This is a genomic window from Moorella naiadis (nom. illeg.) (assembly GCF_051020825.1).
Classification (GTDB): Bacteria; Bacillota; DSM-521; order Neomoorellales; family Neomoorellaceae; genus Neomoorella; species Neomoorella naiadis.
In genome coordinates, this window is the sequence record NZ_JAXGFQ010000037.1 from 1 (window position 1) to 23,804 (window position 23,804).

Annotated in this window: 20 protein-coding genes; 7 read left to right on the forward strand and 13 right to left on the reverse strand. The window is 56.6% G+C overall.

Features of this window, described 5'->3' with window-relative positions; translation table 11 throughout:
* Positions 1–71: 71 nt before the first annotated feature.
* The 6 genes from SDD30_RS15740 to SDD30_RS15770 form a co-directional block, all read right to left on the reverse strand.
* Complete coding sequence (locus SDD30_RS15740) at positions 72–419, reverse strand: hypothetical protein (RefSeq protein WP_434075887.1); 348 nt, start codon at positions 417–419, stop codon at positions 72–74.
* A 545-nt stretch (positions 420–964) separates the two neighbouring features.
* Positions 965–2,158, reverse strand: coding sequence for an efflux RND transporter periplasmic adaptor subunit (locus SDD30_RS15750; RefSeq protein ID WP_434075889.1), 1,194 nt, complete (start codon positions 2,156–2,158; stop codon positions 965–967).
* A gap of 31 nt (positions 2,159–2,189) precedes the next feature.
* Positions 2,190–2,885 carry an HlyD family secretion protein gene (locus SDD30_RS15755; protein WP_434075890.1) on the reverse strand — a complete coding sequence of 232 codons (696 nt, stop codon included), beginning with the start codon at positions 2,883–2,885 and terminating at the stop codon, positions 2,190–2,192.
* Between the two features lie 20 nt (positions 2,886–2,905).
* Positions 2,906–4,510, reverse strand: coding sequence for a DHA2 family efflux MFS transporter permease subunit (locus SDD30_RS15760; RefSeq protein WP_434075891.1), 1,605 nt, complete (start codon positions 4,508–4,510; stop codon positions 2,906–2,908).
* Positions 4,488–4,985, reverse strand: a complete 498-nt coding sequence (locus SDD30_RS15765; RefSeq protein ID WP_434075892.1) for a MarR family winged helix-turn-helix transcriptional regulator — start codon at positions 4,983–4,985, stop codon at positions 4,488–4,490. Before SDD30_RS15765 ends, SDD30_RS15760 begins: the two co-directional genes overlap by 23 nt.
* Before the next feature lie 37 nt (positions 4,986–5,022).
* Positions 5,023–5,235 carry a DUF2283 domain-containing protein gene (locus SDD30_RS15770; RefSeq protein WP_011393808.1) on the reverse strand — a complete coding sequence of 71 codons (213 nt, stop codon included), beginning with the start codon at positions 5,233–5,235 and terminating at the stop codon, positions 5,023–5,025.
* 325 nt (positions 5,236–5,560) lie between these two features.
* Between SDD30_RS15770 and SDD30_RS15775 the strand changes: the two genes are divergently transcribed.
* From SDD30_RS15775 to SDD30_RS15795, 5 genes are all read left to right on the forward strand, one after another.
* Entirely contained in the window at positions 5,561–6,751 is a 1,191-nt protein-coding gene (locus SDD30_RS15775) for an HlyD family secretion protein (protein WP_434075893.1), read from the forward strand.
* A 6-nt stretch (positions 6,752–6,757) separates the two neighbouring features.
* Positions 6,758–7,537, forward strand: a complete 780-nt coding sequence (locus tag SDD30_RS15780) for an ATP-binding cassette domain-containing protein (RefSeq protein ID WP_434075894.1) — start codon at positions 6,758–6,760, stop codon at positions 7,535–7,537.
* Entirely contained in the window at positions 7,530–8,669 is a 1,140-nt protein-coding gene (locus tag SDD30_RS15785) for an ABC transporter permease (RefSeq protein WP_434075895.1), read from the forward strand. Before SDD30_RS15780 ends, SDD30_RS15785 begins: the two co-directional genes overlap by 8 nt.
* An 11-nt stretch (positions 8,670–8,680) precedes the next feature.
* Entirely contained in the window at positions 8,681–9,874 is a 1,194-nt protein-coding gene (locus tag SDD30_RS15790) for an ABC transporter permease (protein WP_434075896.1), read from the forward strand.
* 116 nt (positions 9,875–9,990) lie between these two features.
* Positions 9,991–10,599 (forward strand): TetR/AcrR family transcriptional regulator, encoded by a 609-nt coding sequence (locus SDD30_RS15795; protein WP_434075897.1) that lies wholly within the window; start codon positions 9,991–9,993, stop codon positions 10,597–10,599.
* A 526-nt stretch (positions 10,600–11,125) separates the two neighbouring features.
* On the opposite strand, the gene SDD30_RS15800 is transcribed toward SDD30_RS15795, so the two are convergent.
* Positions 11,126–12,238 (reverse strand): TolC family protein, encoded by a 1,113-nt coding sequence (locus SDD30_RS15800; RefSeq protein WP_434075898.1) that lies wholly within the window; start codon positions 12,236–12,238, stop codon positions 11,126–11,128.
* A gap of 164 nt (positions 12,239–12,402) precedes the next feature.
* Entirely contained in the window at positions 12,403–14,718 is a 2,316-nt protein-coding gene (locus SDD30_RS15805) for a stalk domain-containing protein (protein WP_434075899.1), read from the reverse strand.
* 687 nt (positions 14,719–15,405) lie between these two features.
* Between SDD30_RS15805 and SDD30_RS15810 the strand changes: the two genes are divergently transcribed.
* Together SDD30_RS15810 and SDD30_RS15815 are read left to right on the forward strand one after the other, a co-directional pair.
* Positions 15,406–15,987, forward strand: coding sequence for a sigma-70 family RNA polymerase sigma factor (locus tag SDD30_RS15810; RefSeq protein ID WP_434075900.1), 582 nt, complete (start codon positions 15,406–15,408; stop codon positions 15,985–15,987).
* Positions 15,988–16,072: 85 nt separating this feature from the next.
* The gene (locus SDD30_RS15815; RefSeq protein WP_434075901.1) at positions 16,073–17,377 is read left to right on the forward strand and encodes a zf-HC2 domain-containing protein; all 1,305 of its coding nucleotides are present in this window, start codon (positions 16,073–16,075) and stop codon (positions 17,375–17,377) included.
* A 31-nt stretch (positions 17,378–17,408) separates the two neighbouring features.
* On the opposite strand, the gene hepT is transcribed toward SDD30_RS15815, so the two are convergent.
* The 5 genes from hepT to SDD30_RS15840 form a co-directional block, all read right to left on the reverse strand.
* The gene (gene hepT / locus SDD30_RS15820) at positions 17,409–17,840 is read right to left on the reverse strand and encodes a type VII toxin-antitoxin system HepT family RNase toxin (protein ID WP_434075902.1); all 432 of its coding nucleotides are present in this window, start codon (positions 17,838–17,840) and stop codon (positions 17,409–17,411) included.
* Positions 17,834–18,268, reverse strand: coding sequence for a type VII toxin-antitoxin system MntA family adenylyltransferase antitoxin (gene mntA / locus SDD30_RS15825; protein ID WP_434075903.1), 435 nt, complete (start codon positions 18,266–18,268; stop codon positions 17,834–17,836). Before mntA ends, hepT begins: the two co-directional genes overlap by 7 nt.
* A gap of 105 nt (positions 18,269–18,373) precedes the next feature.
* On the reverse strand, positions 18,374–22,069 hold the full coding sequence (locus SDD30_RS15830; RefSeq protein WP_434075904.1) for a S8 family serine peptidase: 3,696 nt from the start codon (positions 22,067–22,069) through the stop codon (positions 18,374–18,376).
* 151 nt (positions 22,070–22,220) lie between these two features.
* Entirely contained in the window at positions 22,221–22,970 is a 750-nt protein-coding gene (locus tag SDD30_RS15835) for a WecB/TagA/CpsF family glycosyltransferase (RefSeq protein ID WP_434075905.1), read from the reverse strand.
* Positions 22,971–23,084: 114 nt separating this feature from the next.
* On the reverse strand, positions 23,085–23,804 hold a 720-nt coding region (locus tag SDD30_RS15840), incomplete at its 5' end, for an LCP family protein (RefSeq protein ID WP_434075906.1).

The following is a 23,804-nucleotide window of genomic DNA, read 5'->3' on the forward strand; positions in this document are numbered from 1 at the left end:
AATGTTATTATGTTACACGTATCCAGTTTCCATATATTGCCTTGGGGTAAGCTGCAGATTTTTATGCAACGCTAGTGTCCTGCGCTATTTTTTTCGGCTTCCAGAGCCGCCTGGTAAGATTCCTCCAGGCTTTTAGTCGTATAATATAACTGCCTGGTTACCATTTTCATAAGATCACTGGCGTTGGCGGCGTCCAGTTTCGCTTGATCGACGGCTATCTGCCTGGCCTGGTAAGGGGTATACTGGCCGGTAAAAAACATCATATCGGCCGCCCATTTCTGCAAGGTTACTTTTTGCTGAGCCAGCCAGATGCTCGGACTATTTTCGATTACCTTCTCCACTTCATAGTTCAGGTTGGTAATTTCAAGAGGTTCATATTTGGGATTATCGACTAAAATTGGCTTCTCACCTGCATCCATCCCGATCTATAGGTTGAAGGTATTATAGGCATCATCAAGGGCTTTTTTAGCAGCTTGGAGGTTATTTTGAGCCTGTTCCACTGGCCTTCCACGGCCACAATTGCCGAGGGGGGAACCGTTCCCGCTTGAAGCCCGGCACGAACGTTTTGCAAGTTTAATAACGCTTGTTGCTCTAATTTTCGCTGCACATCTACTTTTTCCTGAGCCGATTGGACATCCCAGTAACTCTTACAAGTCTTTAATACTAAAGCATCACGATTTGCTTCCAGGGACTTTTTACTCATTTGCCAGGCCAGATCCGCGGAAAGCAGGTTGTTCCAATTAAGTTCATAGCTTGGAAGTACATACCATACTTTTTTTCGTAGTATGAGCATTCGGCTCGATATCGGTTTATCTTGCTTAAAATTAGGAGTAAAGCCTGCTCCTTAAGTGCTTCCCTCTCATTAGCAAACCCCATACTCCTAAGCACAGGACCTACCTTAGTATTTCTTTACTTTACATCCTAACATTAGCCCATTATCCAGTCAATCCCGTCTGAACTAACATTACTCCACCGTCACTGCCATCTTATCCTGCAGCACGCCCACGTTGGTCACGGCCACCTGCTCGCCGGGGTCAAGGCCCTTAAGCACCATCACCTGGGTGTCATTCTTTAAGCCCAGGACAACCGGCCGCCGCTCTACCTTACCGTTTTTGACCACAAAGACATAGTCCTGGCCGTTATCCGTGCGGACGACGGCTGCCGGGACGACAATGCCCTCCGGAGGGGCGAGTTTAAAAATCGCCCAGGCCGTCATACCGGCCTTCAGGTCGCCGGGGTTGGGCAGGCTGATCTCTACCGGGAAACGCTGTCCCGAAGCCGCCGCCACCGGGCCCACCTGGGTCACGCTCCCGTTAAACTCCCGGCCCGGCAGGGCGTCCAGGGTGACCGTAACCTTCTGGCCGGTAGCCAGCAGCGGTACGGCCTCCTGGCCGACTGTTCCCTGGAACTTCAGGGTGGAAGTGTCGGCGATGATCAGCAGGGGCAGGGGGCTGGTCGGAGCCGCCATTTCGCCCGGGTTTATGTTCCTGTTGGTGACCACGCCGGTGATGGGGCTGGTAATGCTGGCATTGCTCATATTCACTTTGATAACGTTAACCGCAGCTTCCGCCTGCTCCAAGCCAGAGCCGGAGGCGATTTCATATTGTTTTTTAGCCGTTTCATACTGCTTGTTGGCAGCGTCGTAGCCGTTCTTCGCCTGGTCCAGTTTGGTCTGGGCGTCGTCCATCTGGCTCTGGGACGCCGCGCCGGCATCCAACAGGGCCTTAATGCGGTTATAGTATTTTTGGGCGGCGTCCAGCGCCACCCTGGCGTTGGCGATGGCTACCTGGGCTGCCTCCATGCCGATGCGCGCCTGTTCCGCCTGATCCTGGACCCCGTGGACGGCCGCCTCAGCCTGCTGGAGCTGGGCCTGGAGTTCTTTGGTATCAATCTCCACCAGCACCTGGCCGGCCCGCACCTGGTCGCCGACATCGGCCTTTACAGCCGTCACCTGCCCCGTCAGTTTACTGACGACATTGGCCGTCCGCGCCGGCGCCAGGGAGCCGGTTACTTCTACCGTCGCCTCAATCTTCCCTTTACTGGCTGCAACAACCTTAACCGCCACCTGGTCGCTGGCCCCGGCCCCGCAACCGGCGGCGCCCAGGGCCAGGATGCCTGTAAGCAAAAGGGCTATCGCCCTTTTCCCCCGCATTCGCATGGCTTGCGCCCCTCCCGAAAGAAAAAGTGTTTTATCTGATATGAATCCGCACCGTGGCATTCATCCCCGGCATCAATTTAACATCGCCGGCGTCCAAAAGCTGGATTTTCACCGGTATGACCTGGGTGACCTTGGTATAGTTCCCGCTGGAGTTCTGGGCCGGCAGCAGGGAAAATACCGAGGTCGTCGCCCGGCCGATACTGGTCACCCTGCCGCTGAAATGACGGCCCGGGAAGGCGTCGATACTAACGTCCACCACCTGGCCGGTCCTGACCTTTTCAATGGCCGTCTCTTTTATATTGGCACTGATGTACAGGTGTTCCGTATCGGCGATGATCGCCAGGGCCATGCCCGGGGCCGCCATCTCCCCAACCACGGCCTTGGACTGGATTACCTGGCCGTCGATCGGCGACTCAATTTCGGCTTTCCCGGCCATCACGCCGGCCGCCGTTCCCATCGCCTGGGGATTCACGGCGCTGGAAGTCAGGGACGCCTCCAGGTCCTGGCGGCCCAGGACTTGACCGGCTTTAACCTCGTCGCCTTCCTGGACGCGCCATTCCAGAAGCTTGCCGGCTATTTCCGGGCTCACCGTCACCGTGTCGGCCGCCACCCGGGCATCGTCGGTACTGGCAAAATTGATATTTTCGTAGTAGTAATAAAAGGCAATGGCGCCAGCCCCAAACAGGGCCAAAACCAGCACCAGGATGATTATTAACTTCCTGGACAATTACCGCTCACTCCTTTCATTTACTCGCCGCCGAAACCCGGCCTGGCGCCGCCGGACCCTTTTCGGAGAAAGAAGGCCGGGATGATGCCGGCCAGGGCGAACACGGCCATCACCACAAAAATATCGTCAATTCCCCTTACAAAAGCCGCCTGGGACACCAGCTCCGCCAGGTAAGTGGTAGCCAGAGTCTTAACCTGGGCCGCCGCCCCCGCACTGTTTCCCAGGTAAGAAGCCACCTGCTGGAAAAACGACGTAACGGCCGGGTTGTCCGCTGTCAACTGGCTGGCTAGCTGCGTAGTATGCAGGGCCGTACGGTTGGTTAAGATCGAGGTCAGGATGGCTATCCCGAAAGAGCCCGACACCCGGTTGATAATATTGGTCATGGCCGAAGCCCGGCCGACCATTTCGGGCGGCAGCCCGGCCAGGGCCGCCGTCTGGGCCGGCATGGAGGCAAAGGACATACTCACGCTCCGCAGGATCAGCCAGGTAATAATCACCCTGTCAGGGGTAACAATATCTATGAAATGGAAGAGATAGGTCGTAAAGGCCAGCACGGCCAACCCGGTCACCGCCATTAAACGGGGCCCGATGCGGTCGTAGAGGCGGCCGGTCACCGGCATCATCAACGCTGAAGCCAGGGCGCCGGGCATAGACAGCAGGCCCGTCTCCATGGCCCCCAGGCCGCGGACGGTCTGGAGAAAAAGGGGGACGTAGAAAATACCGCCGAAAAGGCCGATGGTAGTTACCACCACCATGAGGTTAGCCAGGGTAAAAGTCGGATAGCGGAAGACCCGCAGCTCCAGCAGGGGGTTGGGGCAGGTAAGTTCCAGGTAAACAAAGAGGCCCAGGGAAACCGCGCTGGTGTAAAACAGGAAGACGGTGGCCTCTGAGGTCCAGCCCCAATCCGCTCCCTTGCTCAGGGCCAGGAGGAGGGTAAAAAGCCCTGTCGCCGCCGTTACGGCGCCGCCGACATCCAGCCGGCCGGCTTCGACCGGCGGGAAATCCGGGAGGAGGATCAGGGAGAGGAGCACCCCCAGCACCCCGATGGGCAGGTTGATGGTAAAAATCCAGCGCCAGTCAACGTACTCCACCAGGTAGCCGCCCAGGGTCGGCCCGATGGCCGGCGCCACAAAAAGGGCGATCCCCAGCACGCCCATGGCGCTGCCGATTCTTTCCCGCGGCACCATACGGTAAATCATGGCCATAGTGGTAGGCATGATCAGGCCGCCCCCCAGGGCCTGGACCACCCTGGCGGCGATGAGGGAATCGACGTTCCAGCTTAGAGTGCACAAAAGAGAACCGAAGGTAAAGACAACCAGGGCGATGATATAAACCTTTTTAAACCCCAACTTGTCGCCCAGCCAGCCGTTTAAGGGGACGATAACCCCCAGCGCCAGCATGTAAATGGTGACCACCCATTCCACCGTGCTGGTGTCGGTATTAAAAACGTGCATGATGGTCGGGATGGCCACATTGACGATGCTGGAGTCCAGGATGGACATAAAAGCGCCGATGAGGGCTACCAGGACGGGGATGACCCAGGAACCCTCAACCCCCCCGTCGGCTGCCGGCAGGCCCGCTGCCGCCCACGGCTGTGCTTTTTCATGTTCGGCCAATACTTTCACCTTTTTCCCGTTCCATGTATTGACTGAGAGCTTGGAGGTCGGCCAGCAGGCGCCGGCTGCAGTCTTCCGGCAAAGCATTGAAGATATGCTTCAATTCGCCTTCAATGGCTGCCGTCAGCCGGCCGATCAGCTCCGCCAGGGCAGGCGACCCCCGCACCAGCACGCTGCGGCGGTCCTTCGGGTCCGGTACCCGCTCCAGCAGCCCCCTGGCCACCAGGCGGTCCAGGACGCCGGTAAAGGTGCTGGGCGGGATGCCTATATGCCCGGCCAGATCCTTTACCCGCAAGGGCCCCCAGTTATGCACCTTCCAGAGAACGAGGGTCCCGTGCCGGAAAACCCTTCCGCCTGGAACAACGGCGCCAGCCGCCGGTACACCCGGCTGTAAAGCTCCAAAAGCTGGATCTCTTGCAATCCCACCACCTGCTTTGAAACCGTATAATACGACTTCGAAGTAATAACGAAAAAATAATAGCACCCGCGGGGGTGCCTTGTCAACATTTATGCCTTGCCGGCTATATAGTAGCAGCCTTCGATAGCTCTACCTCCACAGTCAAAGGAGGTTTTCCCAATTTTTTAGATGCATTAAGAATCTCCAGGCCTACCAGCTTGCCTTCTTCATCGATATCCAACAATACACCCTGGGATATTTCTTCAGTTTCACAAATAGAGCTCTCATTAAAACGTATATATAAGGCGTCGGCATCTGGATCATAACGAAACTTCATGATTTATCGCCTCCATACTTCAGCATGGGCAGTAAATCTAAGTTTCAAGTTCTCCTCCCTTCGCCCCTATTATACTACAGTCTCCATTACTCTACCGCTTTTTTGCTAAAGATGCCAATGAAAAAAATCGCCAGTACCTTTGACTGGCAGCAAATAGCAGCCAGGCCATGGTAAAAGTGCCCTGAGGGCAGAGCTTTTCAATAAAGGAAAGCCTCGGGTTCCGGGCGGCTTTTTTCGTGTTTGACACCCTGCACCCCCAGGCGATATATAAGATGTAGATAAGTAACTAACTAGTTAGTATACTAAAAACAAAGGGGTGGCCGGTGTGAACGCTTTAACCCACATCAGATTCAAAAAAGCGGCAGTTACCATCTTGCTGGCAGGCATCATCGCCGTAGTCGTCTTAATCTTTCACAACTACTTTTACAAACAGCAAGTAGCAATCGCCGAAGAGCGCGACAGCCTCACAGCCACCGGGACAATCGAAGCCAGGACCGCCATGGCAGCTTTTAAAATTCCCGGCAAAATCGAAACCCTGCTTGTCGACGAGGGTGCCAGGGTAGAGCAGGGTCAGGAACTGGCCCGCCTGGACAGTAGCGAGCTGAATGCCAAGCTGGCCCAGGCCGAAGGGGCTTATGCCGCCGCCCAGGGGCAGATAAACCAGGCCAGTAACAACGTCATCTACCAGGGCCAGGAGATCGAAGCCAAGATCAAACAGGCCGAAGCAGGAGTAGCCGCGGCCGAGGTGGGCGTTAAGGACGCTCAAGATCAAGTAAACGCAGCCGAGGTGGGCGTTAAAGATGCCCAAGATCAGCTGAACAACGCCAAAGACCTCTACGACCGCCTCCGCGCCCTCCACGACCAGGGAGCCATCGATGACCGCAAACTAGAAGAAGCCAAAAACGGCTACGAACGGGCCCAAAACGGCTACAACGCCGCCCAGATCAGCCACGAGCGGGCACAGAACGGCTACAACGCGGCGCAAAAGAAACTGCAGGAGGCCCAGGCCATGCTTGACCAGGCAATATCGGCCCGCACTGGGGTGGCGATAGCCCAGGCCCAACAAGAGGCCGCCGCCGGCCAGGGCAAGCAAGCCAGCGGTGCAGTGCAGGAGGCAAATGCCTACCTGGCCGACGCCGTTTTAAAGGCCCCCATGGCCGGCTTCATCACCCAAAAACTCCTCGAGCAGGGCGAAATGGTCAACGCCGGGACCCCGGTCTTTGAAATTACCGACCTCCTCCATACCTACGTCAAGGTTTACATAAGCGAAAAGAAGATCGGCCGCGTCCACCTCGGCCAGGAAGCGGAGATAACGGCAGACGCCTTCCCGGGCAAAGTCTTTAAAGGCAAGGTCGTATGGATCAACGACGCCGGGGAGTTTGCCGTCAAAAAGGCGATTAACGATCAGTACGAGCATGATATCCGGAGCTTCGAGGTTAAAATCGACGTCCCCAACCCGGACCTGGTCTTAAAAACCGGCATGACGGCCAGGGTAAAAATCCTGGAAGGGAAGTAACAGTAAATGGAGACAATCATTGCCGTCAAAGACCTGACGCAAAAAATCGGCCAAAAAACCGTCTTGGACGGCCTGGCGCTGGAAGTAAGAGCCGGCGAATGCCTGGGGATTTTTGGAATGAAAGGGAGCGGCAAGACGACCCTCCTCCATATCCTCGCCGGCATCGACAGGTTCACTTCCGGGAAGGTCGAGGTTACCGGGATGGATGTCCAGAAGAACGAGGGGTTTAAAAAATACCTGGGCCTGGTCACCCAGGAGCGCAGTCTCTTCCATGATTTGAACGCCGCGGAAAACCTCGACTTTATCGCCACGCTGAAAAACGCCGGCCGGGAGAATATCGCCCGGCTGATCAAGGCGCTGGAGCTGGGTGAGGTGTTAAATCAACCCGCAGGCGGCCTGGAGGCGGGCCCGTACCAGCGGCTGGCCCTGGCTTGCGCCCTCCTCAACAACCCCCGCCTGCTCCTCGCCGACGAGCTTATCGGCGCCATCGACCTGGATTCGCGCCGCATCATCCTGCGAGAGTTAAAGAACTTCCTCGCCGCCGGTGGGACCTGTATCTGGGCCTTCGGTAACACCGAGTTCCTGCCCCATGTGGGGCAAATCGGCTGGCTGGAGCAGGGCAAATTAGCCCTTTACCAGCCCGCAGCAGCTCTGGTACAATGGAACGCTCGCCTCCAGTCCCTGGCCGGGCCGGGCGATTACGGCAATCTTAAAGAATCCCAGGCCTGCTGTCTCACGCTCCATCGCGATGATTTGGCCCCACAGGGCGGTGACGGCGATGCTTAAACAAAACCTGGCAATTATGCGGCGCGAAGTGTTTTACCTCTGGCGAGACAGGGGTTTGCGCAACATCCTGCTCTGGGGCTCTTTAATCGGGCTAGTATTATTCTATGCCACCTACAGCGCCCAGATATTAAAAAATATCCCTACGGCGGTCGTCGACCTGGACAACTCCCGCGCCAGCCGCGAGCTGGTGGAGAAGATAGGCAAGGCGGAGTATTTAAAGCTGGTCGCCTCAGTCGCGAGTTACGACGACCTGCAGGACTTAATTAAGCAGGGGAAAGCCGTCGTGGGCGTCGTAATTCCCGAGAACTTCGGCCGGGACGTAGCCCTCGGCCGGCAGACGCGGGTGCTGGCGATTATTGACGGCAGCAACATGATCTACGCCACCAATGCCTCCGCCGCCTTATTGACCGTTACCCGCACCGTCGGCGCCCAGGCCGGCGTCAGCGCCCTGGTGGCCCGGGGAGTTCAATTGCACCAAGCTAAAGCAGCCTACCAAGCCATCGACTTCGACGAGGAACCGTGGTTCAACCCGGCCCTCAACTACGCCTACTTCCTGGTCCTGGCCCTGGCTTTAAACATCTGGCAGCAGTGCTGCACCCTGGCGGCGTGCCTGAACGTCATCGGCGAACGAGGTATGAAGAGCTGGTTGCAAATCAAGGCCAGCGGCATTTCCAAATTTAAATTTTTCGCCAGCAAATCGATAGCCCAAGTATTTATCTTCATGGCCATCGTTTTGCCCCTGTATGTTCTGGCCTTCAGCGTCTTTAAGCTGCCCCTTAACTGTAACTGGCCGTCCTTTCTCCTCTTCACCCTGGCTTTCGCCATAGCCATTCACGCCATCGGCACTCTGGCGTCCAGTTTTGCCCACAACGCCGTCGACGCCGCCAGGTTCGGAATGATTATCGCCCTGCCCTCCTTTGTGCTGTCCGGCTATACCTGGCCATTGGAGGCCATGCCGGTTTACCTGCAAAAAGCTGCCTGGTTACTGCCCCAGACATGGTTCTTCCAGGGGCTAAACTACTTCGCCTGCAAAAACGCCGGTTGGCCTTTGATGTCCCATTATATCCTGGCCATGCTGGCCGTCGCCACCGTATGCTACGGGGCAGCAGCTGTCTTTATCTCGCGGGGTTAGGAGGAAGGTTCATGAGGCAGATTTTGAACATCGCCCACTACGAAATGATCCACATCTTTAAAGAGAAGATCCTTTTTTTAATGGTCTTCCTGGTCCCCCTCGGCTATGCCGCCCTTTTCGGCGCCGCCTATGCCAGCGCCGTCCTTAACGACGTGCCTATAGCCATCGTCGACCTGGACGACTCCAAACTCAGCCGGGAAGTAGCAGCCGCCTTTGCCAACAGCCCCCACTTCCAGGTGGTGGACGCCATCAAGACCTACCCGGGGCTTCAGGAGGGCATGAAGTGCGGCAGGGTACGGGCCGGCGTAGTCATCCCGGAGCACTTTGAGCAGGATATGGCCCAGCACACCTTGACCCGGGTCCTGACCGTTTACGACGGCTCCAATTTAATCTGGGGTTACAACACCCGCAAATACATTCGCGAAGTATTTAACGAGTTCAGCGTCAGCAACACAGCCTCCTACCTGGCGGACATGGGTTATAACAAAAACGATATCCGCTCCATTATGGACACGGTTTCCCTGAACACCGAGGTCTGGTACAACCCCACATTCAGCTACGCCAACTTCTTATATATGGGTTTAATCATGATTATTCTGCACCAGATCGGCCTCCTCAGCGTCAGCCTGACCATCACCCGGGAGAAGGAGCGGAAAACCTGGCTACAATTTTTAAGCGCCCCCGTACCGGCCTGGAAAATCTTCGCCGGTAAAGTCATCCCCTATTTCACCGCCAACTTCTTTAATTACGCCCTCCTGCTCTGGTTCGCGTCCCGCTTCGTCCACGTGAAGATCGGCGGCTCCCTGCCCCTTATCCTTTTGCTCGGCCTGCTCTACGACCTGGTCATCACCGGCGCCGGTTTCTTCATTTCCCTCCACGCGCCCAACTCCCTGCAGGTTACCAGGTATGTGATGCTTTTGTCCGTCCCCTTCTTTATGATTTCCGGTTATACCTGGCCCGGCACCCACATCCCGGCTTTTATCAATTACCTGGCCCGGCTGCTGCCCTCCACCTGGATGGTCCTGGGCTTCCGGCAGGTCGCCCTGAAGGAGCTTGATATAAGTTATATCCTGCCGCATGTCCTGGCCTTAGGCCTGATGGCCTTCCTAGCGGTGCTGCCGGCTATTACCTTTACTAAACGGGCAAGACCGCGTCCAGAAGGTGGACTGCCGATTAACGGCGGCATCTCGTATCCGTCGCGGTGACAATAACAACCGGAATGCCTGGCTAAACTAAGCCAATTGGTGTAAAATTTACCCTGACGGCATAGGAGACTGTCAGGGTATCATTAACTTGAAAAAAGATAAGGTGTGAGTAAATTATGGAAAGGAGAGCCAAAGGCAGCCAGGATCGGATCTTGACTGCCGCCGAAGCGGTCTTTGCCGCCAAGGGCATCGACGGGGCGCGGGTAGACGAAATAGCAAGCCTGGCGCAGATAAATAAGCGCATGCTCTATCACTATTTTAACAGCAAGGAAGAACTGTATACCTACGTCCTCAAGGTAAACTTTGAGCGGAGCCTGGCCGCCGGGAAAAAAGCCTTCAGCGAAAAAGGCAATCTAAAACAGCAGGTTGCGGAGGCCATCCGCAATTACTTTTATTATCTGGCCGCCAACCCCAACTATCCACGGCTCATGGCCTGGGAAGCCCTGCAGGGGGGCAACTATGCCCGCAAGGTGCTGCCGGAGATTTGGGAAGAAGGGCTGCCCAGCCTCAAAGCCATCCTCGAAGAAGGTATCGCCCGGGGTGTTTTCCGTCCCGATCTGGACCCCAAACAAATTCTGACCAGCATCAATACTCTCTGCTCCAGTTATATTACCAACAAGGACATCTTGGCCGTCCTCTGGCAGGAAGACCCTCTAAGCCCCAGAAATATAGAAAAAAGGTTAAAGCATATTATAGAATTGATTTTAAATCTCATCGCCATTTAAGGCAAAGGCAAATCAGCAAGGACCATAGGTCGTTCCCCAGAGCTTATATGCCGCAATTTTGTTTACATAAGCTACCATCACCATCCTTAAGGCGATGGCATACTGGCCATTAACACCAGGACAGCCGGTAGTCAGTGGTCTATTATTGTCTGCCTGAAGCTCCTGACCAATTTTTGTGATAACGTACGAAAAGCCTTCTTGATGGAGATGGGTTCCCTCTCATCCTGCCGGAACTTGTGGTTTTAGCGGCCATAGACACTTTGCTATTCGCTTTGATGGTTTTTATAACAAAAAAGTATTATCTATAAAAGGAAAAGATGAGGATGGTGGGTTAAAATTACACCAGGGTTGATAGTTAGATCCTATTCATAACTGAACATATGTAATCATAACTAATTAAAATTAAGATGGTCAATGTTATAAGTAAAGGGTTATTATATTAGCCATAATAGATATTTAAAAGCGCCGGTTCGAAGCCGGCGTATTTTAAAATAAAAAGATAGGCTGCCTTAAATGGTAACTAACTTTATTTTGTACTACTACTTGAACTCGAACTGGATGCCGCGTAAGCCCAAGGTTTTTCAAAAGCTTTTACCAATAATTGATGCTGGCAGATAAGATTCGTCATATTTTGTGCATCCTGAGCTAAATTAACTTGAGCTGCAATCACTTCACCCTCAGTTGCTACCCCTGCTGAATATTTTATTTTGGCGACACGCAGATTTTCTTTGTCAATGGCATATTTTTCTTGCAGGCCACTATAATTTTCTTCCATTTGTTTAATTGAGTAATAAAGTGACCGGACCATCTGGGTCATTTGATCTTGCATACTTGCTACATTTTGTTCAGCAATTGGTACACCAAGTTCTGTTGCCTTATATGTTTGGTGCTCGGCCGGACCAAAGCTATATAGATCTAATGCTAGTTTAGCTAAATCGACCTTTTTTTGTAGCAACCAAAACGTTGGGCTTGTATCCAAAACTCGCGACACTTCGGCATCGAGACTATTTATTACCAGAGGTGCAAAAACTGGCTGATCTGTCAAAGCCGGCCGTTCCTCGGGCATTAGACCCACTAATAGGTTAAATTTCTCATATGCATCGTTCAAAGCTTTCTGCGCAGATGCTAATTGGGATTGGGCTCCATTATAACTGGCATCTGTTTGCAGCATTTGGGAATTACTCAACATACCAACCCTATAGCTCACAGCGGCAATCTTACGCTGCCACTCAATATTTTGTAATTGTCTTTCTGCCGCTTCTAGGGCCGCTTGCGCCTGAAGAACACCATAGTAGGCTTGATATACCTTTATTGTAACCGTGTCATTGTCAGCATCATAATTTCTCTTAGCCATCTGCCAATTGAGATCCGCTTGCTGTAAAGCGTTAAAAGATCCTTCTGCTTGGGGGGTAGTGGGTCCAGCAGGCACAAAAGTTACTGCCTGCGCCGCAGCATCGCGGTTATCTTTTGCCTGATCAACTATCAGGCTGTCTGCCCTTAAAGTGCTACTATTAGCAATGGCCTTATCGATAGCCTGTTGCAAAGTAATTTGAGGATATGCAACCTCACTAGCCCTAGCGATCGGGATATTGACTATCAACATTAAAACGCTTAATATTACTATCATAAATTTACGCATGGATATTACCCCTTTTTCTCACAGAAAGGTTACACATAAAACTAAGCCTAGATACTAGCCAGAGAACAACTCTGCTATTGCATTTAACTTAATTTAACTTAAATAAATAAGGAAAAGGAGTCCGGATTCCATAAGGAACCGGACTCCACTAAGTTAAATGAACGTTACATAGTCATCGTAACAGTTTGAGTAGTATTATCCCAATTTACCGTGGCGCCAAGGGCCTGGCCAACCCAGCGCAGGGGCAGCATGGTCCGGTCATTAGTAGTGGTAGCATTGACATCCATAGTGATAGCAACGCCGTTAATCAACATTACGTTGCTGCCAATGGTCAGCTGAACTACCCTATCACCTTTGATCAGGGTTACTTTTCCGTCGTTATAAAGAATGTTATCAGGCGATACACCTAGTGCTTGGGCGGCATAACGTACAGGTACATAGGTGCGGTCATTTGCCACATATGGGGCTACATCCATAGTTGAGGCTACACCGTTGACAGTAAAGGTGGTATTGCCAATGGTGAAGACTACTGTAGCTTTAGTCGGTTCGGGAGCCGGGGTTACGCAGTTGGCCACCGTAACTTTTGCGGCAGTGGTGTTATTGGTGAAAATAGCGCTATCAGTAGACTTAATCGTAGTACCATCAGCATAGAATGTAGATTCATTAACCGCCGTACCTTTTACCTTCATGGCGATGGGGCCTTCAGGGACGGTACGATCGATAGTGATCTTGATGCCGCTGATCTTGATAGTGCTGGGCGTAGTGCTGGTGCTCTTTACCGGAATAGTAAAGACACCCGCCCCTGTAGAGTCCGTACTGGTAGTGGCTGCTGCAGTGTCAAGCTGGAGATCGCCGCTGGTTACGCTAATTGTAGGAGTGGAAGTATAAGTTACTCCCGCAGGCAACGTAACTAAAAGTGAGGCCTGACTGTTGGTCGAATTCTTTATAACTAGGCCATAGGTACTGCCGTTACCACTGGTACTGTGAGTATCAATGGCTGAATAAGTTATTGTGCTGTCAATATTGCCGGCGGCGTTTTCAGTAATAGTCAAATCGCCAACAGACTGGCCGGCCATACCGATTTTAACATCGGGCGGAGTGCTGGATGTACTCACAGTAATACCAGACGCGACTTTACCCAACGTCAAGGTACCTGTTAGACCTTCGCTGCCGCCCAAAGTAACAGCTACATCACCACTGAAATCGATGGCAGGCGTTACTTCAGCCTTCTTGAATACTAGAGTTGCAGCACTTGAAGTTCCATTAGGAATCCCTTGTACAGTGCCCTGAATCATTTGGGCATCACTACCAACAGATTGCCAATTTACTGTTACACCGCTACTGGTCGTAAGATTATTGTCGAACTCAGGGAACTTAGCCCATTTCAGTCCAGCAGGTAATGAAAGGGTAATTGTACGGTTGTTAATCAAGCTGCCGGCCAAGTTTTCTTTAATCTGGAATTCGCCAAGATCCTGGGCCGCCTTGCCGGCCACCAAGTTGTTTGAGCCGAGGGCAGTAGCCGTCAAACCGTAATCCCCGTAATTGGCCACATCCATGGAAGATAAATTGTTGGCACCGCTTACCGAGACCGTCACGGTTCCGGTTTTGGCGACAGATTGATCGACGTTAATAGAAAGATCATGTAGTTTAATCCATGAAGCTTGAGTTGAGGTACTAGTAACATTTAGATCCAATTCACGGTTATTGTTTGCTAAAGAAAAGCCGAAGTTTAAGCCACTACCCCATACAGTGGTTGCATTTGCTGCAGGCGTGGGTAGATTCCAACTAAAGCCCGGCGGCAAGGTAAATTTCAGAGCCCCGCTGCCACTCAAAGCTCCGGCCATACTTTCTTTCACGTCAATAACCCCAAGCGATTGGTTAGAAGCAGCACTTATTGAGTTCACGCTCTCGATCGCCACATTAACGTTGCCACTACCAGCAGTAGCGACTGTGATGGTACCGTTGGAGAAAACAGATCCATTTGGCGCCGATGCGGTGATATTTACACTGCCATTGGCACCACCGGGAACATACATGGCATTAATCGGAATACTAATTGTGCCTGTTGTTGCCGTAGTATTGGAGGCATCTACACTATTTATTTTCAATGTGTATTCATTGTAATAGGTACTTCCACCTACTGTGACAGGATTACTAGGATTAAGTGAAATACTTGTTCCATTTCCGAAGGTCCCGCTATATACTACGTTTCCTACACTCATACCAAAGTTGGAAGGACTAGTAGGTAGATCTAATACGATACTACTCCCTGCCGAATTACTGGCCGTGGTTGAATCCATGGATATCTGTAAAAAAATAGGCGGAGTAAAGGTATTAACTTGCCCTGCCGAAACCGGGATAACTGTGCTTACGCTATACGTACTGGCAGCCAAAGCCGGAGCGGCCAGGGGTACCATCAGGCCCACCAGCATGGCCAGGGTGAGCAGGATGGAAAGCCATTTCTTCCTAGTTTTTAACAACTATTTTCCCTCCTTGAGTTTTTGCCCTTATGTAGGGCGATTAGACGAGTTAAACTACTTTGCCTGCCGGTCCGGGAAACCTCATTACCCGGCACATTCCTCCTTTGCTCTAATTTCGCGATCCTTGCTGCATCTCAAGGCTGCGGCTGGCACTGCGATGGGGAAACTTCCCCAGGTGAGGAATATTCTACACGGCCGTCCAGTTTTCCTGCTGGAATGGACAGCTTTTCCTCGCCTAACCATTTATTTAGACACCGCAGGAAAACAAAAAGTTCCCGGCAGGAAAAATTTTTTTGCGGATAGCTGTGAACGTCAATCTAAGGTAGCAGGTTAAATCAAATTTAACTGCCTTACCGGTACCATCCCCCCTTTTGCTCCGCTTCCCCTCCGTTTTATGGACATAAAGGGCATAAAGTTAAATTTAATCATCCGGGGTAAATTACATCATTTGTCAGGTTGCAGGATGGCGCCGGCTAATATATACTGGGAGTGCGCAGGTAGCTTTCTATATTTAATTAAGCCTTCGTTAAGCAGGATCCGCTGCCACGCGGATGCAGCTGCGCTTTAACATAAACTTCGCTCTAAAGATAAACTTTCTTGCCTTACCACGCCGGAAGCGGGAACTTTTCGGCCGTTTCGTTTGTCTAATAAGTGTCCGGGGAATCCGGGCCTCCAGGGGTGTTTCTTTTGGACCTTGGTGAGCAAAAGGCGCCGGGGAAAAAAAACGGCGTTGCTTCCTTTGAGGAATTGGTGGTTACTTATCAGGATAAGATCTATAGCCTCAGCTACCAGTTGACGGGTAACCACGCCGACGCCCAGGACCTGGCCCAGGAGGTCTTCGTCCGGGCCTACACGGGCCTGAAGAATTTCCGCCGCGAGGCCGATCCGGGTACCTGGCTGCACCGCATCACCGTAAATTTATATTTAAACCTGCGGCGGAAAATAACCCGCCACCCGACGGTTTCCCTGGACGCCCCCCTGGATACGGGTGAAGGGGAAGTTACCCGGGAGGTGGCCGCGGCCGGCGGCGATCCCGGGGAACTGGTGGCGGAACAGGAACTGCAGGGGTTTGTCCGCAGCGCCTTAAAACAGCTGCCGGCGGAATACCGGACGGTCCTGGTGCTGCGGGAGCTGCAGGGCTACAGTTATGAAGAAATCGCCTCCCTGCTGGGTTGCCCTGCGGGGACGGTGAAGTCGCGCCTGAACCGGGCGCGCCAGGCCCTGAAGGAGAAGGTTTTGCAAATGGCGGGGGAACAAGCGCGGAAATAGAGCCTGCGCCTAAACAAAAAAGCAATGGCTAGAGGCTCATGAGGAGAAGCCGCCCGTGAAGCAGGCGGCTCCGAGGTGAGAGGGTATGGAATGCCGTGAGGCAAGGGAGTTCTTCTCGCCCTACCTGGACGAGGAACTCGCAAGAGAAGAAAGGGCGGCCCTGGAGGGCCACCTGGAGGGCTGCCCGGCCTGCCGAGAGGAACTCGCCCGCTGGCGGGAGCTGGCCCGGGCCCTGCGGGGGTTAAAGGTAGCGGCGGCACCGCCGGGTTTCACGGCGGCGGTGCTGGCGCGGGTAGCCGGGCTGGAGCGGGCGGCAGCAGCTAATGCGGCCGCCGCCGGCAAGCCGTTCCCTGGCCTGATCCCTGCCGGAAGCGCGGCGGGAGTAAAAGGCGAGGGCATGGTAGCCCGAAAGACTCAAGTGCCGGACCAGGAGCACACGGGGCTGGCGCGACCGCGAGCCTGGCGAGGAATGCGGCCCTGGGTGGCCGCAGCCGCGGCTGTGGCCATGCTGGCGGCCGGTTCCATCAGCTACGCCGCGCGCGGGTTCTGGCAACAGCTGCCCGGCAGTATCGTCACTGCTATCCACCAGGGCCCGGATCAGGGCGGCCGGCAGGTGGCCGTAACCCCGGGTGGTGAGCCAAGCGCTCCCGGCACGCCGGTGCCGGGCAACGACGCCAGCGCCACCCCGGGCGCAGGAGGGTCAGCCAATCCTGGTAGCCAGGCTGGGGCGGGTACGACACCAACCCCCGGGAGCCCGCCGGCAGGGACGGGGGGACAGCCGGGTGGCGCTAACACCGCCCCCGGTAACGGGGATGCTGCCACTGGCAAGCAACCGGGTGCCTCCGGGAACACGAATAATACCCCCGGTGCCACCGGGGAGCAGCCTGGCAACAGCGGCAACCGGCAGCCCACCCGGGTGGCCGCCAACGAACCCTATCCGGCCCGGAGCTTCTTGAGCACCGGGCGCCAGGTTACCAGCACCATGCTGAAGGTCAGCGTGGCCGATATAGCCGCCGCCCGGTCGCAGGCCCTGGGCCTGGCCGGCAGCAGCGGCGCCGGGGTGCAGATCATCGCCGACCAGGACAACGGCGGGGAGAAACGCTTTATCTGCCAGTTTACTCTACCGGAAAACCGAGCGGCGAGCCTCCTGGCGGGCCTGGCGGGTTTGGGCCAGGTAACGTACCGGAATACCAGCACCCAGGACCTGACGCAGCAGTTCAGCGCCACCCTGGACCAGTACCAGGCCAAGGTCGCCCAGGTGAACGCCGCCAGCGACCCGGCGGCAAAGGAAAAGCTCCAGGGAGAGGCGCAAGCCCTGGAACGGCAGCTCAGTACCTGGGAGCAGGAAACGAAACAGCAGACGATTATCCTCTGGCTGGAGACGAAGTAAGGGACCTCGCGGGGTCCCTTGTTTTAAATACCTATTGGTCACTATGACTTTGTAAATACCTCTCCACCTGGGAAAGGTAGCGCCGGTAGCCCTTCAAGGCTTCGTCGATACTGCCATAAACAATGGTATTATCGATAGCTTCGTATTCGTGAATGATGACATTGCGCTCACCGGTGGAAGGCGCGAGCCTCCTAGCTAAGGAGGATGAAATTAAGCCTATTTTTGCTGCTTCCTCAAATGAGCTGAAGGCATCCGCCGGCGGCGGGTTGCCGGCATCGACAACAGCATGGGTATTAATATCTACTGCTACATCGACAATAAGCTGGAGCAAACGTTCAACGATGCGCTGATACCGAAAATCCTGCAGGTAGTCTTCGAGGGAAATATCACGCATTGTTTCCAGCTCGGCAAGATATTGTTTTAGTTTTTGCAGCTTCCTGCTCACTACCAGTGGGTTTACCATTCCCGCCACTCCTCAGCAACCCGGTGGATATATTCCCTGGTGGCCTGATAAAACAGCCGGGCGTCGTTATGTTCTCTTAAAGCTCGGGAACAAAATGAAGCGAAGAGGCCCGATTCTTTTTCGTATAACAATTTGCCATTACGGGCGACTTCAAACTTTATTAATGCTGTGGCCCGATTAAGGATCACCAAGTCCAGGTTACCTGTTTGCAGGTAATTGCACCAGCTACGAATGAGTTTGCGTTTTCGCCCCGCAGCGACAAGGCTGCTCTCCAAAATTCGTTCATCCTCTACCCATACGGCCAGATCCCAGTCGCTGCCGGCGTGTATCCGGCCGGTGGCCCGGGAACCAAAAAGGATGGCCAGGGAGATTCCCTGTTCACGGCAGAAAGCGGCTATGTTTTTTTCATTAAATGCTTCCGGGCGCAAATTAATGCCCTCCTACCCGGCCTATTTTGTAAAATCATTATATCATTCCCTGGAAATGGTAGCAAGTTGTAGTGTATATGGTCGCAAATAGAAAATCACGCCCTTTCACTGCACTCGCGCCAGGATGGCGGCGGCTTCGGCGCGAGTGAGGGGGTAGTCGGGGGCGAAGATGCCCGGTTCTTCGCCGCGCATGAGGCCGGCGGCGTAGGCGCGGGCGACGGCTTCACGGCCCCAGGCGGGGATGGTATCCCAGTCGCTGAAGGGGGGCTGCTGCTGGCCGGCTGGTAAACTGCTGCCTGGTTGGTTATCGGGAGCTGCTGCACCTGTGACAGCTGCTTCGGTGACAGCGCCCTGATTGGTTGGGTTAGATTGGCTTGGCGCGCTGCCGGCGGGCAGCTTGCCCGTCATCACCAGGTACCGTACGAAGAAAACTGCCGCCTCCACCCGGCTGACCAGCCGGTCCGGCCGGAAGCTGCCGTCTGCGTAGCCGGCAATCAGGCCGCGCTCCTGGGCTACGGCTACCGTCGCCCGGGCCCAGGCGGGGATGGCGTTCCCGTCGGTGAAGGCGGGCTGTTCCTGGCCGGCTACCGGCCAGCCGGCCAGGCGGACCAGGAAGGCGACCAACTCCACCCTGGTGACGGGGTTGTCGGGCCGGAAGCTGCCGTCTTCGTAGCCGGCGATGAGCCCCCGGGCGGCCATCTGGTTGATATCCTTTTCCGCCCAGTGGCCGCGGGTATCCCAGAAACCTTCTGCCTGGGTGTTGCCCAGTTCCAGGCTCTTGCCCGTCACCCCGCTGGTCGCCCGGTCCAGGGCCACCAGCAGGACGCTCTTCTCACCGGCGGCCAGCGGGTGCTGGAAACTGCCGCCGGGCGCCAGGGGTACGACCTCCTGACTGCCGTCGCCATGGTTTATATACAGGCGGTCGCCCGTGGTCCTCCCTTGCAGCAGGACGCCGTCCGGCCGGGGCAGGACGGAGACGACCAGCTCCGGCGGGCGGCTGCCGGGCCAGCTGTCGGCGGCCACCCGGGCCAGGACCGGCCGATCGCTGCCCGGCAGGAGGGTGAGGGTCACGGGTAACCAGGCCGGCAGGTCGGCGGCGGCCACCCGGTAGCCGCCCAGGGTGACCAGGGTGCGGTCGCTCAGGGTGTAGGTGCTACCGTCGGCGGTACGCAACAGCCCCTGGGAAGCTTCTACCCCGGCCAGGTTTTTACTGACCTCTGCCATGGGGGTGACGGTGTCCACCCGCCGGGCTATAGCCTGCCCCGGCGCCGTGGTCAGGCGCACCCAGTCGCCCGGGCTTAAGGTAGCGGCGCTTACCGGCAAACCCCAGCGAAAGACCTCCGTGGCGTCGTCCAGGTTATAGATGTGGAACTGGTTGGCGTAATCCATAAGGTAGAGGCTGCGCCGGTCGCCGCTGACATAGAGGACGCGGCCGTAGGTGACGCTGCTATAGGCCGTCAGGGTGATTACCTGGCGGCTGCCGGGCATGAGGTTCAGGATAACCCAGTCGCCGGGCTGGATGGCGGCCAGGCCGGCGGTAGCGCCGTCCCGCTGCACCGGCGCCCCCGGGAAGAGGGCGTAGGTCCCGCCGCCTTCCAGCTCCAGGGTGGTGCTGTTAACCTTAGCTACCCGGCCCAGGGCCAGTTCCCGCTTGACGGCGATATAGACAACCTGCCCTGTCTCCGGGTCAAGCATCAGGCGCACGGCCATACCGGGCACCAGGGTGGTGGGGCCGGCCCGGCCGGCGGCGCCGTAGGGCAGGTCAGCCGGGGTAGCCGCCACCAGGCGGTCGGCAAAGGTTACAGCAGTGCGGGGGTTAAGGGGATAGGGCTTATCCTGGCCGACCAGCTTGAGCTCCTGTTTCTCAAGATCCACCCCGGCGAGGAAGCCGTCTTTATCCTGGTAGCCAGCCCGGACCTGCCACAGGGTGGCTGTCGCGGGGTTAAGGGTGGCGGCCAGGGTAAAGCCGGGGGGAAGGTCCGTTATGCCCACCGGCCGGCCGTTGAGACTGGCGCTACCGGCAGGGTTAAAATAATAGCCGCCGGTACGGGTATCGCTGTTAATCTCCAGCAAGAGGGGACCCTGGTTGGTGGTCAGAGCCTGGACGCCGGCGGCCTGCCAGCGACGTCCCACCAGGTACAGGCTGCCGGGACCGATGTAGGCGTCGGCGCCGGGGAGGATATGGGCGGCGTCGGCCGGGGCCAGGGCACCGTCGACGCAGTTTTTCACGCTTCCCGGCGATGGGGAGAGGACGCGGCCGTCAGCCAGGGTTATGCGGCCGTCGGCCGCCACCGCGGCCACCACCCCCCGGTCCAGGGGCTGACCGTAGGCCAGGGCGAAATCCTGGGCGGGGGTATTGCTGCCACCTATAGCATCTTTTTTGATGGCTGCCGCCTGTACTTTGACCGTGTAGGTGCCGGGGGGCGGATTTTTTATGTAAACTTTTTCGAGGTTGTTAACCCGATCGGGCTGGCCGCTGCCGGCGAAGTCATTCCCCAGGTATGTCTTCCCGTCGGGAGCAATCACCGTCAGGTCCAGGTCGTTGACCAGGCTGGCAGCAGCGCCGGGGGCCGGCGCCGGGTCGGTCCAGGCCAGGGTGGCCCGGAAGGGGGCGCTACCGTTCACCACCCGGACTTGAAAGGTGGCTTCTTGCCCCTCGATCAGGCCCTGGCTGCCGTCCACCAGGGTCATGGTTTTTTCCTGCAGGGCGAGGATGGTACCGGCCAGGTCCAGGATGCCGGGAAAGGTGGCCGTAGGTCCCCCGTCCGGGGTCCAGGCGGCGCCTATCAGGGCAGCCTTCAGCAGGGCCGCCGAAGGATCGGCAAAGCCGTTAGCCTTCAAGTATTGGCGTAACACGGCGGCGGCGCCGCCGGCCGCAGCAGCCGCCTGGCTGGTACCGCCCATAACGGTATACTCCTGGTTGGCGGGGAAGTTGGAACCCACCAGGCGGGAACGGGTGGAGACTACGGCCGAACCCGGCGCCAGGAGGTCGGGTTTTAAGCGCCCGTCCCCGGCGGGGCCGCGGCTGGAGAAGTCAGCCTGGCGGTGGGCGTCGTTGGCGTCGGGGCTAAAGGCCGGCCGGGGGGTTTCGCTGGCGCCGACCACCAGGGCGTTTTTGCTGTTGGCCTCGGCTGTCAAGGAGCCCTGGACGGGACCGCCGTTGCCGGCGCCAAAGATAGGCAGGAAGTCGGGATAGCGGCGGACAAAGGCGTCGATCTGGCCGGTGGCGCCGCGATAGGCATTGGGGCCGCCGCCCCAACCGTCGACGTGGATGCGGACCCCGGCCTCATAGGCGGGGCGGAAAAGGCGGGCCAGGTCGTCGGGCGGGGTGAGTTCGCCCTGCTGGTTCAGCAGGCCCTGAAAGTAGATGCTGGCCCCGGGGGCGATGCCCCGGTACTGGCCGTTTGAGGCGGCGCCGCTGCCGGCGATGATCCCAGCCAGATGGGTGCCGTGGCCGATGGGGTCGTCCGGTTTATCCCGGCCGGCCCAGCTCTGGAGCATGACGACCCGGGGTATCCGGCCCGGATTGCTCTGTAGATCCGGGTGCAGGTCGCTGAGGCTGCCGGCATCCAGGCCACTGTCGGCCAACCCAACGATCTCCCCCTTGCCGGTGAGGCCCTCCGGGGCCACCAGCCCCGGCGCCGCCAGGGGCCGGGCGCCGATGATGTCGGCGGCGCGGTCGTTTAAAAAGCCCCTGCTCCCCGGGGCCGACGGCCGGCCCGCCAGGATGGGAATTAAGAGCAGGAGGATGAAGATGAGAATCCGGGTAGTGTTCCGGGCATTATGTAAATTCTTCCCCATGATGCCTCTCCCTTTTATGTAGGTAGAGTCCGGGGCTGGTGGTACAGGCTCCAGCCCCGGGGGCGTTATAACCCTAATATGCGCCATGTTGGACCAGCAAAGAACAGCCCGGCGGTACCGGCCATTTCCCTGCAGCCAACGTGGCCAGGGGTTATTTCTTCCCGGTGCCGCCGTCACGGCGCCGGGCTTCCTGCCTGACAGCTAATATAAACTTCGGCAGGGCCAGGGTCCTTTTGACCCTTTTCGGTTCTCTGATAACCCGGTAGAGCCATTCCAGGTTCAAGCGCTGCATCCAGGCCGGCGCCCGCTGCACCCGGCCGGCCAGAACGTCGAAGCTGCCGCCCACGCCCATGGCCACCGGCACCTGAAGCTCCTGCAGGTGGGCGGCAATCCAGTACTCCTGTTTGGGAGCGCCCAGGCCCACCAGGAGGATGTGGGGCCGGGCCGCCTGGATCTCGGCCACCAGGATGGGCATGGCGTCCGGGCCCAGGTAACCGTGGCTGCTGCCGGCGATAATCAGGCCCGGGTGTTCCTGCTGCAGCCGCCCGGCCGCAGCCGCCGCCACACCGGGGGCGGCGCCGTAAAGGTAAAAACGCCACCCCCGCCGGGCGCCCTCGGCCGCCAGGGCCTGGAGGAGATCTATGCCCGTTACCCGCTCCGGTAGGGGGGTCCCCAGGCTCCGGGCCGCCCAGAGGATGCCGGAGCCGTCGGCCGTTACCAGGTCGGCGCTGTTGATGATCTGCTGCAGCCGCGGCTCCCGGTAGGCCAGGTAGGCTATTTCGGCATTCATCGTGACAATGTGGTGGGGCGAACCGGAGGCGATAAAATCGCCCACCCTGGCGACGGCAGCCGCCAGGGTGAGGGCGTCGACCCGGTTTCCCAGGATATGGCTACTTGACATAAAATTTAAACCTCTGGTTTAAAGAAATAATCGGCACGCCTTACATAAGGCCACCGGAAAGTATACCGGCGGTGCGGGGTTGCCGGCAGCCCCTTACCTCCGGCCTGATGGTTTTTAGCGCAAGTTGGGGATGGACGCCAGGACACCGGGCAGCTTCTGCCGGTCGATAATATAGTAGCTGATGCCGCCTACATACTTCCCTTCACCGGGGATCATGTAAGTATGCACGTCGCTGCCATTCAGATTCTTCATGCTCAGGGCCAGGGAAAGCATTTCCTGAACACTCAAGTTGGTTTTAACGTCCTTACTGATCTCCGCAACCAGTCTGGGTATTTTGGGGATCGTGCTCAATTTCATGGTTTGAGCAATAATGGCCTTCATAAATTTCTGCTGCCGGCCGACCCTGGTGATATCCCCTTCGGGGTCGTAGCGATAACGGACGTAGGCCAGGGCGTCGTAGCCGTTCAAGTGCTGGAATCCCGGTTGGAGGTTGATGTTCTCCTCCGGATAGTACATGCGTTTATCAACGTCGATGTCCACCCCGCCCAGGATGTCGATGATCTGCTTAAAGTCCTGGAAGTTGACTTCCACGTACTTGTCGACGTGGGTGCCCAGCAGGTCATTAATGGTGTCCAGCAGGAGCTGGGGACCGCCGTAGGCATGGGCGGCGTTAATCTTATCATAACCGTGGCCGGGGATCTGCACCCGGCTGTCCCGGGGAATGGAGAGAATGTCGACCCCGGGTTTTTCCGGGTCCAGGGTAGCCAGCATAATGGTATCCGACCGGGAGGGCTCGTTGGGTACGCGCTGGTCGATGCCGATGAGAAGGATCGT

Excerpts from the sequence above, each read along its gene's own strand:
- hepT (WP_434075902.1), bottom strand. The coding sequence starts at position 17,840 with ATGGTAAACCCACTGGTAGTGAGCAGGAAGCTGCAAAAACTAAAACAA.
- SDD30_RS15750 (WP_434075889.1), bottom strand. The coding sequence starts at position 2,158 with ATGCGAATGCGGGGGAAAAGGGCGATAGCCCTTTTGCTTACAGGCATC.
- SDD30_RS15780 (WP_434075894.1), top strand. The coding sequence starts at position 6,758 with ATGGAGACAATCATTGCCGTCAAAGACCTGACGCAAAAAATCGGCCAA.
- SDD30_RS15770 (WP_011393808.1), bottom strand. The coding sequence starts at position 5,235 with ATGAAGTTTCGTTATGATCCAGATGCCGACGCCTTATATATACGTTTT.
- SDD30_RS15830 (WP_434075904.1), bottom strand. The coding sequence starts at position 22,069 with ATGGGGAAGAATTTACATAATGCCCGGAACACTACCCGGATTCTCATC.
- SDD30_RS15790 (WP_434075896.1), top strand. The coding sequence starts at position 8,681 with ATGAGGCAGATTTTGAACATCGCCCACTACGAAATGATCCACATCTTT.
- SDD30_RS15795 (WP_434075897.1), top strand. The coding sequence starts at position 9,991 with ATGGAAAGGAGAGCCAAAGGCAGCCAGGATCGGATCTTGACTGCCGCC.
- SDD30_RS15835 (WP_434075905.1), bottom strand. The coding sequence starts at position 22,970 with ATGTCAAGTAGCCATATCCTGGGAAACCGGGTCGACGCCCTCACCCTG.
- SDD30_RS15785 (WP_434075895.1), top strand. The coding sequence starts at position 7,530 with ATGCTTAAACAAAACCTGGCAATTATGCGGCGCGAAGTGTTTTACCTC.
- SDD30_RS15740 (WP_434075887.1), bottom strand. The coding sequence starts at position 419 with ATGGATGCAGGTGAGAAGCCAATTTTAGTCGATAATCCCAAATATGAA.
- SDD30_RS15815 (WP_434075901.1), top strand. The coding sequence starts at position 16,073 with ATGGAATGCCGTGAGGCAAGGGAGTTCTTCTCGCCCTACCTGGACGAG.
- SDD30_RS15800 (WP_434075898.1), bottom strand. The coding sequence starts at position 12,238 with ATGCGTAAATTTATGATAGTAATATTAAGCGTTTTAATGTTGATAGTC.